This window comes from Streptomyces sp. NPDC037288 (assembly GCF_055603265.1).
Genome location: NZ_JBVJVY010000005.1, coordinates 46,487 through 60,313, shown reverse-complemented (window position 1 = coordinate 60,313; position 13,827 = coordinate 46,487). Strand labels below are relative to the sequence as shown.

Here is a 13,827-nt window from a genome sequence, read left to right as displayed (position 1 = left end):
GGGCGATCCGGCGAAGCGCGCGCACGAACGACCCGAGGTCCCCTGCGGGCCGCTCCGGCTCGGGTACGGAGCCCGCCGCGGATTGCGTCCCTGCGGCCGGCGGCAGACGGATCAGGCCTGCGGATACCGGTTTCCCCGGGCTCAGACCCGGTCGGCCGCGATCAGCAGGTACTGGAAGCTGCCGTTGCGGTAGGCGTCGAGGAACGTGTCCTCGATGCCCGTGACCAGATGGTCGGCCTGCTTGCGCAGCTCCCAGTAGGGGATCGTGGCCTCGGTGAGATCCTGGACGTGCACCGGCACCAGGCGGTTGCGGGCCATCGCCCTGAAGTACTCCGAGCGCGGGTGGATGTCGCAGATGTAGTGGGCGTTGATCAGGGACACCTCGCGCGAGGCCTGTCCGTAGGTGTCGTTGTAGCAGCCGGTGATCACCACATAGCGTCCGCCGCGGCGCAGCAGCCGGGCGTGCTCGGCGAACAGCAGGTCCAGTTCGACGTACATGGTGGACTCGTTGTTCCACGACGCCGCGTACGCGCCCGACGGGAAGCCGGTGTCCAGCATGTTGCGGTGGTGGTAGCGCACCTTGTCGTCGATGCCCCGCGTGCGGGCCTGCTCGTTCGCGAACTCGGCCTGCTTGGCGGAGATCGTGACGCCGTCGGCGTGGCAGCCGTAGCGCAGATGCGCCACCACGCTGCCGCCGCCCCGTCCGCAGCCGGCGTCGAAGACCCGGTCGGCGGGGGCCAGCGGCCCGAGGTGGGCGGTGAGCAGTTCGGCCTGGGCGTGTTCCAGGCGGTGCAGTTCCGCGGTGACGCGCGCCCGCCGCCGGTCCGGGTCGGGCTCGTCGAGCACCGAGCGGTCGGCCTCTCCGATGCCGTAGTGGTGGTGGTACAGGTCGTCGATCTTGCCGAGTTCGAGGTTGACCGGGTTCTCCTCGGCGTTCCAGTAGTCCGCGACCCGGCTCTGGTAGATGGACTGGGTCGGAACCGGAGCGGGCGTGGTCCGGGCGGCGGGGGCAGTGGTCAACGAGGACTCCTCTGAGCGGTATGTGACGGTGTTTCGCGGGTGGTGGTTACGCGGTTACCAGTAGTCGGGCAGGTGGTAGCGGTGGGTGTTGGTGGCGTGCCACTCGTGGTTGCCGGACACCCAGGCGGCGAGTCCCTGGGCGTAGCGCTCCACCAGCGGCGAGGTGGCGGACAGGATGGCCGCCTCCTCCTCGAAGGCCTCCATGATCCGGTTGTGGATCTCGACGGACTTCAGGTAGGCGGCCTTCAGACCGCGCCGCTCGTTGGCGGCGACGACCTGCGGCAGGTTCAGGTGCGTGGGGTCGCTGGCCAGTTCCTTGGTGAAGGAGTACAGGTCGTTGACGATCGTGGTGGCGTTGGCGGCCAGGGCGGTGATCCGCTGGATCTCGGGGCGTGCGTAGACCTGCTCGGGCAGCTCGTAGCCGTCCACGGCGTCGACGAGTGACAGGCACGGGCGGAAGTTGTTGAACTGCCGCATCACCAGGTACTCCCAGACCCGCGGTACGTACTTCGTCTCCATCCAGGCGGCCTCGCCCAGGTAGCCCAGGTGCAGCCGGGCGACGTCGTGCACGAACCGGTCGGTCTGGCTGGGCGTGGCGAAGGCCGCGTAGTCCGCGAGGGCGAAGTGGTACGAGCGCAGCGGGCCGTCGGCCTGGATGCCTTGGCGCCACTCCGCCTCCAGCTCCGGGACACCGTGGTAGGGGTCGAGCGCCGACTGGGCGATGATCAGCGGGCCGCCCAGACCGCTCCGCGACCCGCCTCTGCCCTCGTCCTCCTCGCAGTAGCAGGAGTCGACGATGTTCTCGGCGAGCAGCAGTTTCCCGGCGGCGGTGAGACGGTCCAGGTCGAGGCCGCCCGGATGCTGGAGTACGACGGCCCGGCCGAACTGGAAGCCGGAGAAGTCTCCGTTCCAGGCCGTGGGAAACAGGTCCAGCTCCCGGGCCCAGGTCTCCAGCCGACGGTCGATCTCGGCCGCCTTCTCGGGGTCGGCGGGAGCGGCCGGCCGGTAGTGCAGTCCGGGGATCGCCCCGGTGCGGTTGGGCCTGCGCAGGCTCTGGGCGATGTTGGGCGGCCCGGGCAGTGTGTAGGAGGGGGCGGGCGTGCTCATGGAGGGTTCGGACGTCATTCGGGGAACCGGCCGATCTGGACGTTCTCCAGGATCCCGGCCGCGTCGGGCACGAGGATCGCCAGGGAGTAGTAAGCGGTCACGAGGTAGTTGACGATCGCGGCGGTGTCGATGCCCATGAACCGGACGTTCAGGCCCGGCTGGTACTCCTCCGGGATGCCCGTCTGGTACAGGCCGATCACACCCTGGTCGGCCTCGCCGGTGCGCAGCGCGATGATGCTCGTGGTGTGGTCGTCGCTGATCGGGATCTTGCTGCACGGGAAGATCGGCACGCCGCGCCAGGCCGGCACCTCGTGGCCGTCGACGCTCGCGGTGCCGGGCACCAGACCGCGCCGGTTGCACTGCCGGAAGAACGCCGCGATCGCCTTGGGATGGGCGAGGAACACCTTGGTCTTGCGCCGCATCGACAGCAGCTCGTCCAGGTCGTCCGGCACCGGCGGGCCGGTGAAGGTGCTGATCCGCTGGCCGTAGTCGACGTTGTGCAGCAGCCCGAACTCCCGGTTGTTGACCAGCTCCCACTCCTGGCGCTCGCGGATCTCCTCGACCGTCAGCCGGAGCTGCTGCGCGGTCTGGTCCATGGGGTGGTTGTAGAGATCGGCGACCCGGGTGTGCACCCGCAGCACGGTCTGGGTCAGGGACAACTCGTACTCGCGCGGGGCGAGTTCGTAGTCCACGAACCCACCGGGCAGCGTGGGCTCGCCGACATGGCCGGCCTGCACCGGCACCTCGGACTCGCCCTTGCGGTTCATGGGCCGGTTCTGCCGCTCGACATGCGCCTGCAGGTGTGCGGCGAGGGACGGCACCCGCTCGGTGAACTCCTGCACCACGGCCCAGGGCAGCGCGAGCACCACGCCCGGGGTCTCGGCCCGCACCGAGGCCGGCCACAGCGGGTCGGACTGGCCGACCGCCTCGTCGCCCATCTGGTCGCCGTCGGTGACGACCCCGGTGATCTCCTCGTCGCCGTACTTGCCGGGGGTGTAGCGGGTGAACCGGCCGTGCACGACCAGGTAGGCCTCCGTCACCGGCTGGCCCGCCTCGAACAGCACCTGCCCGGCGCGCACCTCGCGGGGCTGGAAGCGGCCGGCGATCTCCCGCAGCACGTCGGCGTCCTCGTAGCCGCGCAGGATGGGCAGCTCGGTCAGTGTCTCCGGGACGACCCGGATGTCGTCGGCGCCGTTGTGCTCGAAGTGCACCCGGCCGCGCCCCGTGCGCAGCGTCAGGCGGCGGTTGACCCGGTAGGTGCCGCCCCTGACGTCCACCCACGGCAGCGTTTTCAGCAGCCATCGCGAGGTGATGGCCTGCATCTGCGGTTCGGACTTGGTGGTCGTGGTGAGCTGGCGGGCCGCCCGGGTGCTCAGGCTGGTGAGCTGCCCGTCGGCCCCGGGATCGGGGGCGGGTTCGTCTACGACGGGACCGGTGGCGCTGTCCGGTGTGGTCACATTCGCTCCAGCAGGGAGATGAACAGGGGTGACTGGATCGATCGGTGGTGTGCCAGGTGGTGGTGTGCACGCACAGCCAAACAGGCCGCATGATCACTGGGAAAGGCGTGAAAAGGGGCGCTTTCATTCCTTGGTGGTGCAAACCAACCAATGGCGGCAACAAGCCGGCGCGTGGAGGGGGCGCGCGCCGGGCTGCCGCCTCCACGCCCGTGGTTCGCGCGCCTTCCCGCCGTCCGGCACAGGACACGGTCACCCTCCGTGACGAGCGGCACGGGCCGACGGCGGCGGCCCGGCGGTCCCGCCCGTTCGGCGCGCGGCGCGAGGGCCGGATGGCTAGCGTGAGCTTCGGGACACACCGACTGTGGCGGGGGACCATCCGTACGGGACACAGACCAGGAGGGCCGCGAGCATGGCCGTGCAACCCGAGGGAACGCCCTGTTGGGCCGATGCGATGTTCAGCGACGTCGAGGGAGCCAAACGGTTCTACGCCGACGTCCTCGGCTGGACCTTCGGCGAGTCGTCGTCGGAGTACGGCAACTACACGCAGGCCTACGCGGACGGCAAGGCGGTGGCCGCCGTCGTCCCGCCCATGCCCGGCCAGGAGGGCCAGTCGCAGTGGTGCCTCTACTTCGCCTCGCCGGACGCCGCCGCCACCGCGGAGAAGATCCGCGAGAACGGCGGCGAGGTGCTGATGGAGCCGATGCAGGTCGGTGACTTCGGCACGATGTGTCTGGCCCGGGAGCCCAGCGGAGCCGTGTTCGGCGTCTGGCAGGGGGGCACCCACGAGGGCTTCGAGGCGACGGCGGTCCCGGGCGCCTACTGCTGGGCCGAGGTCTTCACCCGTGAGCCCGAGAAGGCCGACACCTTCTTCTCCGCGGTCTTCCCGTACCGGATGAAGCAGATCGAGGACCACGCCGTCGACTTCCGGATGTTCGACGTGGGGGAGAACACCGTCCTCGGCCGGATGCGGATGACCGACGACTTCCCGCCCGAGGTGCCGTCGTACATCAATGTCTACTTCACCGTCGACGACTGCGACGAGGCCGTGGCGCGCGCCACCAAGCTCGGTGGTGTCCTCCGCTTCGGGCCGATGAGCAGCCCCTTCGGCCGGTTCGCGGCCCTCAGTGATCCGCAGGGCGCGAACCTCTCCGTGATCGACATCGCGACCACGGAAGGGGAGATGCCGACCGTCAAGGACGTCTGACCGGCCGTCCCGGCCAGGCCGCCCGGGGCATGACGCGGCACGGCCACCCGGGTGACCATGGCATGATCGGGCACATGCGTGAACGTGTGGTGGCCGCGTGCGACGGGGCTTCGAAGGGAAACCCGGGACCGGCCGGATGGGCGTGGGTGATCTCCGACGACGAGCGGACCGCCGCCCGCTGGGAGGCGGGCCCGCTCGGCCGGGCCACCAACAACGTCGCCGAACTCACCGCCCTGGAGCGGCTGCTCACGGCCGTCGCGCCGGACGTGCCGCTGGAGATCCGCATGGACTCCCAGTACGCGATGAAGGCGGTCACCAGCTGGCTGCCCGGCTGGAAGCGCAACGGCTGGAAGACCGCGGCCGGCAAGCCCGTCGCCAACCAGGACCTGGTCGTCCGCATCGACGCCCTCCTCGACGGCCGGACGGTCGACTTCCGCTATGTCCCGGCCCACCAGGTCGACGGTGACCCGCTGAACGACTTCGCCGACCGTGCCGCCAGCCAGGCGGCCACCGTGCAGGAGGAGGCCGGCAGCGCGCTGGGCTCCCCGGAGCCGCCGCCGTCGCCCGACACCCCGAAGGCGGCCGCCCCGCGCAAGAAGGCGCCCCGCCGTGCCGGCGGCGGGGCGTCCTCCCGCACGATCAAGGCGAAGTTCCCCGGCCGCTGCCTGTGCGGCGGCTCCTACGCGGCCGGTGAGTCCATCGCCAAGAACGCGCAGGGCTGGGGGCACCCGGACTGCCGGACCGCCGAGGCCTGACCGGCAGCCTTCAGCTGTCGAAGGTGTAGAACTTCGTGTGGTCCAGCAGATCCGCCGGGCGCACGTCGTTCCACGGCTTCATCGTCTCGTTCAGGTCCACGACGTCCGGCGTGCCGCCGGCCGGCACGTACGCCGCGCCCGGATGGCGCCGCTGCCACTCCGCCCACAGCTTGTCGACGAAGGCGTGGTGCAGCCAGAACACCGGGTCGTTGGGGGAGACCCCGGTGGCCATCTGGCCGCCGACCCAGACGTGGACCCGGTTGTGCAGATTGACCCCGCGCCACCCCTCCAGGTGGTTGCGGAACCCGTCCGAGGCGCTGTTGTACGGCGCCATGTCGTACGCCGGTAGGGACAGCACCGACTCCACCTCCGCGCGCGTCGGCAGCTCACGCACGCCGGTGCCGAGCGAGCGGCGCAGGAAGCCACGGCCGTCGACGCGTATGTTCATCGGCCAGTTGCCGGCGGAGTCGGCGAACGGGCCGTCCATCACCCGGCCGTCGCTGCTGCGCCCGGTGCCGCCGAGGAAGTCCGGCGCCCACAGCGCGGCACGCACCGTGCGGTCGGTGCTCCAGTCCCAGTAGGGCAGCGCGACCGAGGGGTCCACCGACTGCAGCGCCTGTTCGAAGTCGAGCAGGAATCTGCGGTGCCAGGGCAGGAAGGACGGCGAGCGGTGGCCGGTCCGCTCGCCGGTGTCGGTGTCCGACATGATGAACGCGTTGTGCGTGCGGACGAACTCGTCGTAGCGTCCGTTGCGCTTGAGTTCGAGGACGGCACCTACGAACCGGCGCTTCTCGTCGGTGGTCAGGGTGGCCTGGTTCTTGCGTACGGTCATGGTGCGCGGTGCTCCGGAAGTCCTTGCGAGGGCGGTCAGTTGGCGGGGAAGGGCAGCAGCGGGGCGCCCTGCAGCTCGTCCACCGCGGCGCGGGCGGCGGCGCGCGGGGTCGGTACCGGGTCGTAGTGGCTGACGACGCTGATCCAGCTGCCGTCGGCGTTGCGCATCAGGTGCAGCTGCACGCCGTCGATCAACACCTCGTAGCCGCCGCCGTGTTCGTGGTGGTGGCCGCCTCCGCTCATCGGACGGCCCTGTATCCGGCGGCCCTTGTAGACCTCGCCGAAGGTGTCCGGCATCGGCATGGTGTGGTCGTGTCCCGCGGCCGAGGCCGCGGGTGCCGCGAGGGCGGTGACGGTGGCCGTCGCCGCGAGGGCTGCCGTCGCGGTGAGCGCGCGGCGCCGGGTGAGGTCGGGCATGCGGGTCCTCCTGGAGGGTGTTCCGGTGGTGACGACGCATGCCTATCGGGGGCTCGGTGACGGGGGGAAATCTCCCGGAACCGGTTCGCTCCGATCCGGACAAGTGGTTACATGTCGTATAGCGTTGAACGAAGATGATCTTGTCGTGTCCGGGTGGCGATCCGCTCCGGAACGGGGAATTCCTTGCCGGGGCGACCGCGTTTCGGCTGATCCTTGCCGTCCGCCGGCCGTCCGAGTGGCCCGGCTCACCGCGCCAGACTGACGCGATCGGGTGACCTGACGGGCCCTGCCGGCATCCGCACGGCCGGCTGCACGGGAGCGTGCCGATGCCGTCGGCGCTCACCGGCCGGGCGGCGGGGCTGACCGCCGACGCCTTCGCGCCCGCCTTGGACGGCATCCGCGACCACTTCATGCGCACCTGTCCGACGGCACTGGAGAGGAACTTCGACCGAGAGCTCCCCCATCTGCTCGGGGCACTGGGTGAATGGCCATTCACCAGCTAAGGTGAATTGTCATTCACCTCGCCGTGCACGCCGACCGCTGGAGCGCCGATGGACCAGCCCGCCCCGATATCCAGGCCCCCGGCCGGACCGGCCCCGCTGCGCAGCCGGCTCGCCATCCCGGTGCTGGCGTCGGGCGGCATTCTCATGGCGGTCATGCAGACCGTCGTCGTCCCCCTGCTGCCGGACCTGCCCCGGCTCACCGGCGCCTCGGCAGCGACGGTCTCCTGGACGGTCACCGCGACCCTGCTCTCCGGCGCCGTCCTCACCCCGGTGCTCGGCCGGGCCGGCGACATGTACGGCAAGCGCCGGGTGCTGATCTGCGCACTCGCCCTGATGACCATCGGCTCGGTGCTGTGCGCGCTGTCCTCCGACATCGGCGTGCTCATCACCGCCCGCGCGCTCCAGGGCTCCGCCGCCTCCGTCGTACCGCTGTCGATCAGCATCCTGCGTGACGAACTCCCACCCGAACGCCGGGGCTCGGCGGTGGCGCTGATGAGCTCCACGGTCGGCATCGGCGCCGCGCTCGGCCTGCCGCTCGCCGCGCTCGTCGTCCAGTACGCCGACTGGCACACCATGTTCTGGCTCACCAGCGCCCTCGGCGCGCTCGGCGTCGCGGCGACCTGGTGGGCGGTCAGGGAGTCGCCCGTGCGCGAATCCGGCCGGTTCGACGTGGTGGGCGCGCTGGGTCTCGCCGTGGGCCTGGTCTGCCTGCTGCTGGGCGTCTCGCAGGGCGGCACCTGGGGCTGGCGGAGCCCCCGGGTCCTCGGGCTGTTCCTCGGGGCGGCCGTCGTCCTCACCCTGTGGTGCTGGCAGCAGCTGCGCGCCGAACGGCCGCTGGTCGACCTGCGGTTGGCCGGCCGGCCGCGCGTGGGCCTGTCGCATGTGGCCGCCCTGCTGACCGGGTTCGCCTTCTACGCCAACTCACTGGTCACCGCCCAGCTGGTGCAGGCGCCGAAAGCCACCGGCTACGGCCTCGGCCTGTCGATCGTCGCCACCGGTCTGTGCCTGCTGCCCGGCGGTGTGACCATGCTGCTGTTCTCCCCGCTGTCGGCCCGGATCTCGGCCGCGCGCGGCCCCCGGACCACCCTCGCGCTGGGCGCCGCCGTCATCGCCTGCGGTTACGGCGTCCGCATCGCCGACAGCCGCGACCTGTGGATGATCATCATGGGCGCCACCGTCGTGGCGACCGGGACCACGCTCGCCTACTCGGCGCTGCCGACCCTCATCCTGCGGGCCGTCCCGGCCGCGCAGACCGCCTCCGCCAACGGCGTCAACGTCCTCATGCGCACCATCGGCCAGGCCACCTCCAGCGCGGCCGTCGCGGCCGTGCTCGTGCATCACAGCAGCCCGGTCGGCGGCGTACCGATCCCCACCCTGAACGGCTATCTGCTCGCGTTCGCGATGGCCGGCGCCGTCGCCCTCGCGGCCTGCGCCGCCACCCTGACCATCCCCGGCGACGGCCCCTCCGGCCGCACCCGCCGCGCCGAGAGCACCCCGCGCGGCGCCCGCGACCAGGCCATGGAGGGAGCATGAGGGGCGTGAGCACTCCATCCGCACCGGGCATCTCCGCCCGCCGTGACGCCGAGGCCACCAAGGCGGCCATCCTCAAAGCGGCCCGCCACCTCCTCGCCCGGCACGCGCACGCCGACATCACACTCAGGGCCGTCGCCGAACGGGCCGGTGTCAGCCCGCCGCTGATCGTGAAGTACTTCGGCAACAAGGACGCCCTGTTCGCCCGTGTGATGTCCTTCGACACCGACGCGGACGCCCTGCTGGACGCGCCGCTCGCCGACCTCGGCCTGCACATGGCCCGGCACGTGCTGTCCAGCCAGCGCGAGCGCGGCGCCGACCCGCTGCTGCGTATCGCCTTCGCCCCCCTGCACGGCGACCACGGCGACATCCTGCGCACCAACTTCCGCACCCAGGTCACCGAACGCCTCGCCGCCCGGCTCACCGGCCCCGATCCGGGCCTGCGCGCCGAACTCGCCGTCGCCGCGCTCGTCGGCCTCGGCGTGATGTACGGCATCGCACGCGGCCCGCACCTGCGGGAGACCGACGTCGACACCATCGCCGAGCACTACGGGCCGCTCGTCCAGGCCCAGTTGACGCCGAGCGGCTGACTCGGCGAGCCACGTCCGGCTCTGTGAGCAGGGCCAACACGGTCCTGCGGAAGGACAAGGCCAGCCGGCCGTCGCGGGCGCCGGTGGGCGGGGCGATGTGGCTGGGTTCGATGCCGTGCGGCGGGATGGTGGTGGGGCCGGGTCGGGTGCGGGTGCCCGGGCGGGGCGCGGCGGTCGCCGGTGACTGGCCTGATACGACGGGTCTGCGGTGGACCGCCTCGCCACGGAGGAGGACGGGCCGGCCCCGGGCGCCCACCGGACCGCATCCGAGGAGGCGGGCGTCCCGTCGGCCGATCCCGGCGTGCGGACCTCACTGGTCCGGTTCGCGCCGAGCGCGCACGGTCGCGGGACCAGGCCTCCGTGCCGCGCCGGAAAGCGATCGCCGGAAGGGTGCCGCTCCGGGGCATCGCCGACTCGGCGGCCGGCCTCCGGATGTGCCCGTCGCCGGGATCCCGGCCGAGCGCGCCGCCGAGCACTTCGGTTCCCCGCGTGGTTCGCCGGTGTCGACAACCCCACGTCGAGCGCGCTGACCCGCAAGCCGCCCCGGTGGGAGCGGGGCCTCCTCGCGGACCTGGGCGAGGGCGCCTGCTTCTGGGCCTGAAGAGGTCCGGTCGGCGCAGCAGCCGGTCCAGGAAGGCGTTGCCGGACACCCGGTCAGGGCCCAGGCGGTCGAGGGCCGCGACCGCTTCCGCTCACACCTGTGGCCCGAAGGCGCCGGGTACGGCCGTGCCCGGCACCCCGGCGTCGCTCCAGGCGGCGTCCGCCGGATATGCCCAGCCCTCGGCCCACTCCACCGGTGCGAGGCGGGCCCACCGGATCGCGACCGGGGACCAGCCGTGCGCACAGCCCCGCGCGCAGGTCCACAGCCCGTCGGCGGCGATCTTGCCCCCGGTTGCGGTACGCCGAGCGCTACAGCCCCACCTGCGCCGGAAACCCGGGGCGTTCGGCAGCGGCCACCGCCGGGTCGGCCGAGCGGGCCCGAAGCGCCCCGAGGGGAAGAGGGGAAGGAAGGATCCGTTGGTGCTCCGGCACCGGATGACAGACTGGCGCCATGGACGAACGCGCATTCCGCAGGTCGGGTCAGTGGGCATCGGTGGTCGGTCTCGGCACATGGCAGCTGGGTGCCGACTGGGGCGACGTGGACGACAAGGCGGCCCTGTCCGTCCTGGAGGCGGCGGCCGAGGCCGGGGTCACCTTCTTCGACACGGCCGACGTGTACGGCGACGGACGCAGCGAGGAGACCATCGCCTCCTTCCTGCGCGGCCGGCCCGACCTGCATGTGCTGGTGGCGACCAAGATGGGCCGCCGGGTCGAACAGATCCCCGAGAACTACGTCCTGGAAAACTTCCGCGCCTGGAACGACCGTTCGCGCCGCAACCTCGGCGTCGACCGCGTCGACCTGGTCCAGCTGCACTGCCCGCCGACGCCCGTCTACTCCTCCGACGCGGTGTTCGACGCCCTGGACACCCTGGTCGAGGAGGAGCGCGTCGCGGCCTACGGGGTGAGCGTGGAGACCTGCGCCGAGGCGCTCACCGCGATCGCCCGGCCGAACGTGGCGAGCGTGCAGATCATCCTCAACCCCTTCCGCATGAAGCCCTTGTACGAGGTGCTGCCCGCCGCCCGCGAGGCCGGCGTCGGCATCATCGCGCGGGTGCCGCTCGCCTCCGGCCTGCTGTCCGGCAAGTACACCAAGGACACGGTGTTCGCGGCCAACGACCACCGCACCTTCAACCGGCACGGAGAGCAGTTCGACCAGGGCGAGACCTTCTCCGGCGTCGACTACGACACCGGGGTCGAGGCCGCCGCCGAGTTCGCCGCGCTCGCGCCCGAGGGATGCACCCCGGCCCAGCTGGCCCTGCGCTGGATCATCGAGCAGGACGGCGTGACCACGGTGATCCCCGGCGCCCGCAACCCGGAGCAGGCCCGCGCGAACGCGGCAGCCGCCAAGCTGCCGCCGCTGCCCGAGGAGACGCTCACCGCGATCCGTGAGCTGTACGAGCGGCGGATCAGGGACCAGGTCGAGCACCGCTGGTAGTCGTCGGGGCACGCGTCGTTTGAACGAACGGCAGGGCGGTTACACGCACCGCATGACGCAGGAAGGACGGCGCAGGGGGCGGAACGAGACCGAGGAGGAGCGGGCCGACCGGATGTGGGTCGAACTCATCCAGGAGGTCCGGGTCGCCCAGACGGGCGTGCAGATCCTGTTCGGCTTCCTGCTGACCGTCGTCTTCCAGCCGAAGTACGCCACGCTGCCCCGCGCCGACCAGGTCATCTACATCGTGACCGTGGTCCTCGGCGCCTGTGCGACCGGCGCCCTCATCGGACCGGTGTCGCTGCACCGCCTGGTGTCCGGCCGCCGGGTGAAGCCGCAGGCGGTACAGCTCGCGTCCCGGATGACGTTCGTCGGCCTGGTCATGCTCCTGGTGACGATGGCGTCCTCGCTGCTGCTGATCCTGCGGGTGGCCACCCACGACGGCTATGTGCCGTATCTGGTGACCGCCGTCGTCGTCTGGTACCTGGTCTGCTGGTACGGCCTGCCGCTGTGGGCCCGCCACCGGCACACCACCCGCTCGTCCGACGGCGCCGCGCACCCGGGGCCGGGCGGCGGCACGCCCGGCCGGGGACGGACGTAGGACCGGCGCCCCTTCGCCGCCGCGTGCGTACGCCTGCTCAGCCCGCGGAGAGGATCTCGGCCACCAGCTCGTCGACCGGGACGCGTTCGCGGCCCGGCGGGACGACCCGGTGGGTCTCCCGCAGGAACGCGGCGACCGCGGGCGCCCAGGCGAACACCACCGCGCGGTGCCGGCTCCCGTCCGGCCGGACGTCCCCGAGGAACTCCATGCACAGCTCGTGCCACGCACCGGTCGCGGCCGGCCGCAGCCGCACGTCCCCGGTGCCGACCGGCCGGACCAGACCGTCGGAGAGCATCTCCCGGTCCAGCCGCCAGCAGGCCAGTACCCGGCCGTCGTGGCCGAAGACGGCGGTGACGGCGAACGGGTCGTCGGCGTCGTAACTGAGATGGGCCAGCACGGGGCACCGGCCGGTGCCTTCCGCGCGCAACTGCACCACCAGGGTCTTGTGCACGAACGCGGTCATGCGAGGGCCTCCGGCAACAATCGGCGTAGAGCCCTCTAGTACCCCGGTGCCGCCCGGGATGCTCACCCGTGCGACTGATTCCCCGGATTCCCGCCGGCTCCGCGTAGCGCGGCCAGGCAGCCCCCGGCGGCCTGCTGGAGTTCCTCCAGCCGCCGGACCATGTCGTAGCACTTCGTCCGGCGCTCCTGGACGCGCAGGCCGGGGCCGGCCCCGACCGCCTCGGCGACGAGCGACTCCATCTCCTGCGAGGAAGCTCAAGGGGCCGCACCCGGGAGCGGGCGTGGACAGGAAAGCCCGTAGGCACCCATGGGCCGGTTTGTCAGCCGAAGGCCTCCCGCAGGGCGGGCAGCAGGGTCTTCGCCGACCAGTCCAGGAACTCCGGCTGCGCGTCGCCGCCGATCTGCACGAGCGCGATCTCCCCGAACCCCGCCTCGGCGTAGGGGCGGACCGCCTCCACGAAGGCGTCCGGGTCGTCGCCGCACGGGATCGAGGAGGCGACGTCGTCCTCGTCCACGAACTGGGTCGCGGCCTCGAAGGAGTCCGGGTGCGGCAGTTCGGCGTTCACCTTCCAGCCGAGCCCGAACCAGCGGAACTGGGAGTGGGCGCGCTTGACCGCCGTGTCCCGGTCGGGGTCGTAGCACACCGGCAGCTGCCCGACCCGGGGCTTTCCGCTGCCGCCGTGCCGGTCGAAGGCCTCCAGCAGCCCCGGCTTCGGCTCGGTCGCGATGACCAGGTCGGCGAGGTGTCCGGCGAGCTTGCAGGACTGCTCTCCGGAGACGGCGATGCCGATCGGCGGCGGCTGGTCCGGCAGATCCCACAGCCGGGCCGACTCCACGTCGTAGTGCGGTCCGTGGTGGGTCACGTGGCCGCCCTCGAACAGCGCGCGGATGATCTCCACGGCCTCCTCGAGCATCTCGTGGCGCACGTCCACCGGGGGCCAGCCGCCGCCCACCACATGCTCGTTCAGGTTCTCGCCCGCGCCCAGCCCGAGCCGGAACCTGCCCTCGGACAGCAACTGCACGGTGGCCGCCTTCTGCGCCACGATCGCCGGGTGGTAGCGCAGGATGGGGCAGGTCACGTAGGTCATCAGCGGAATCCGCGAGGTGGCCTGGGCGGCGGCGCCCAGCACGCTCCACGCGTACGAGGAGTGGCCCTGCGAGCGCAGCCACGGAAAGTAGTGGTCGGAGATCACCGAGAAGTCGAACCCGGTCTCCTCGGCCCGCACCACGTGGTCCACCAGCTCCCGGGGACCTGCCTGCTCGGTCATCATCGTGTATCCGATTTGCACCATAAGAGGTGAGTCCCCGGGTCGGCGGC

Annotated in this window: 15 protein-coding genes; 7 read left to right on the top strand and 8 right to left on the bottom strand. The window is 71.8% G+C overall.

Going from position 1 to position 13,827, the window contains the following annotated elements; translation table 11 throughout:
- Window positions 1–141: 141 nt before the first annotated feature.
- The 3 genes from ACZ7GZ_RS07710 to ACZ7GZ_RS07700 are packed head-to-tail and all read right to left on the bottom strand — an operon-like array spanning window position 142 to window position 3,584.
- The gene (locus ACZ7GZ_RS07710; RefSeq protein WP_471021858.1) at window positions 142–1,020 is read right to left on the bottom strand and encodes a geranyl diphosphate 2-C-methyltransferase; all 879 of its coding nucleotides are present in this window, start codon (window positions 1,018–1,020) and stop codon (window positions 142–144) included.
- Window positions 1,021–1,074: 54 nt separating this feature from the next.
- On the bottom strand, window positions 1,075–2,127 hold the full coding sequence (locus ACZ7GZ_RS07705) for a family 2 encapsulin nanocompartment cargo protein terpene cyclase (RefSeq protein ID WP_471021856.1): 1,053 nt from the start codon (window positions 2,125–2,127) through the stop codon (window positions 1,075–1,077).
- Window positions 2,128–2,141: 14 nt separating this feature from the next.
- Window positions 2,142–3,584, bottom strand: a complete 1,443-nt coding sequence (locus tag ACZ7GZ_RS07700) for a family 2B encapsulin nanocompartment shell protein (protein ID WP_471021854.1) — start codon at window positions 3,582–3,584, stop codon at window positions 2,142–2,144.
- Window positions 3,585–3,993: 409 nt separating this feature from the next.
- On the opposite strand from ACZ7GZ_RS07700, the gene ACZ7GZ_RS07695 reads away from it, so the two are divergent.
- Window positions 3,994–4,788 (top strand): VOC family protein, encoded by a 795-nt coding sequence (locus ACZ7GZ_RS07695; protein ID WP_471021852.1) that lies wholly within the window; start codon window positions 3,994–3,996, stop codon window positions 4,786–4,788.
- 62 nt (window positions 4,789–4,850) lie between these two features.
- Window positions 4,851–5,543, top strand: coding sequence for a ribonuclease H family protein (locus ACZ7GZ_RS07690; protein ID WP_471021850.1), 693 nt, complete (start codon window positions 4,851–4,853; stop codon window positions 5,541–5,543).
- Window positions 5,544–5,553: 10 nt separating this feature from the next.
- Here the strand turns inward: ACZ7GZ_RS07690 and melC2 are convergent, their stop codons facing one another.
- Window positions 5,554–6,375 carry a tyrosinase MelC2 gene (gene melC2 / locus ACZ7GZ_RS07685; protein ID WP_471021847.1) on the bottom strand — a complete coding sequence of 274 codons (822 nt, stop codon included), beginning with the start codon at window positions 6,373–6,375 and terminating at the stop codon, window positions 5,554–5,556.
- Window positions 6,376–6,410: 35 nt separating this feature from the next.
- Window positions 6,411–6,791 (bottom strand): apotyrosinase chaperone MelC1, encoded by a 381-nt coding sequence (gene melC1, locus ACZ7GZ_RS07680; RefSeq protein ID WP_471021845.1) that lies wholly within the window; start codon window positions 6,789–6,791, stop codon window positions 6,411–6,413.
- 326 nt (window positions 6,792–7,117) lie between these two features.
- Between melC1 and ACZ7GZ_RS07675 the strand changes: the two genes are divergently transcribed.
- From ACZ7GZ_RS07675 to ACZ7GZ_RS07655, 5 genes are all read left to right on the top strand, one after another.
- On the top strand, window positions 7,118–7,294 hold the full coding sequence (locus ACZ7GZ_RS07675) for a hypothetical protein (RefSeq protein WP_471021844.1): 177 nt from the start codon (window positions 7,118–7,120) through the stop codon (window positions 7,292–7,294).
- A 48-nt stretch (window positions 7,295–7,342) separates the two neighbouring features.
- Window positions 7,343–8,827, top strand: coding sequence for an MFS transporter (locus tag ACZ7GZ_RS07670; protein WP_471021842.1), 1,485 nt, complete (start codon window positions 7,343–7,345; stop codon window positions 8,825–8,827).
- Complete coding sequence (locus ACZ7GZ_RS07665) at window positions 8,824–9,414, top strand: TetR/AcrR family transcriptional regulator (protein ID WP_471021841.1); 591 nt, start codon at window positions 8,824–8,826, stop codon at window positions 9,412–9,414. Before ACZ7GZ_RS07670 ends, ACZ7GZ_RS07665 begins: the two co-directional genes overlap by 4 nt.
- Window positions 9,415–10,465: 1,051 nt before the next feature.
- Window positions 10,466–11,449, top strand: coding sequence for an aldo/keto reductase (locus tag ACZ7GZ_RS07660; RefSeq protein ID WP_471021839.1), 984 nt, complete (start codon window positions 10,466–10,468; stop codon window positions 11,447–11,449).
- Between the two features lie 52 nt (window positions 11,450–11,501).
- A complete protein-coding gene (locus ACZ7GZ_RS07655; RefSeq protein WP_471021837.1) occupies window positions 11,502–12,047 on the top strand; it encodes a DUF6328 family protein in 546 nt (181 codons plus the stop codon).
- 37 nt (window positions 12,048–12,084) lie between these two features.
- Here the strand turns inward: ACZ7GZ_RS07655 and ACZ7GZ_RS07650 are convergent, their stop codons facing one another.
- The 3 genes from ACZ7GZ_RS07650 to ACZ7GZ_RS07640 all read right to left on the bottom strand — a co-directional run bounded on the left by ACZ7GZ_RS07650 (window position 12,085) and on the right by ACZ7GZ_RS07640 (window position 13,801).
- Window positions 12,085–12,510, bottom strand: coding sequence for an SsgA family sporulation/cell division regulator (locus tag ACZ7GZ_RS07650; protein ID WP_471021834.1), 426 nt, complete (start codon window positions 12,508–12,510; stop codon window positions 12,085–12,087).
- 62 nt (window positions 12,511–12,572) lie between these two features.
- The gene (locus tag ACZ7GZ_RS07645) at window positions 12,573–12,749 is read right to left on the bottom strand and encodes a hypothetical protein (RefSeq protein ID WP_471021833.1); all 177 of its coding nucleotides are present in this window, start codon (window positions 12,747–12,749) and stop codon (window positions 12,573–12,575) included.
- Between the two features lie 80 nt (window positions 12,750–12,829).
- Entirely contained in the window at window positions 12,830–13,801 is a 972-nt protein-coding gene (locus ACZ7GZ_RS07640; protein WP_471021831.1) for an LLM class F420-dependent oxidoreductase, read from the bottom strand.
- Between the last annotated feature and the right edge of the window lie 26 nt (window positions 13,802–13,827).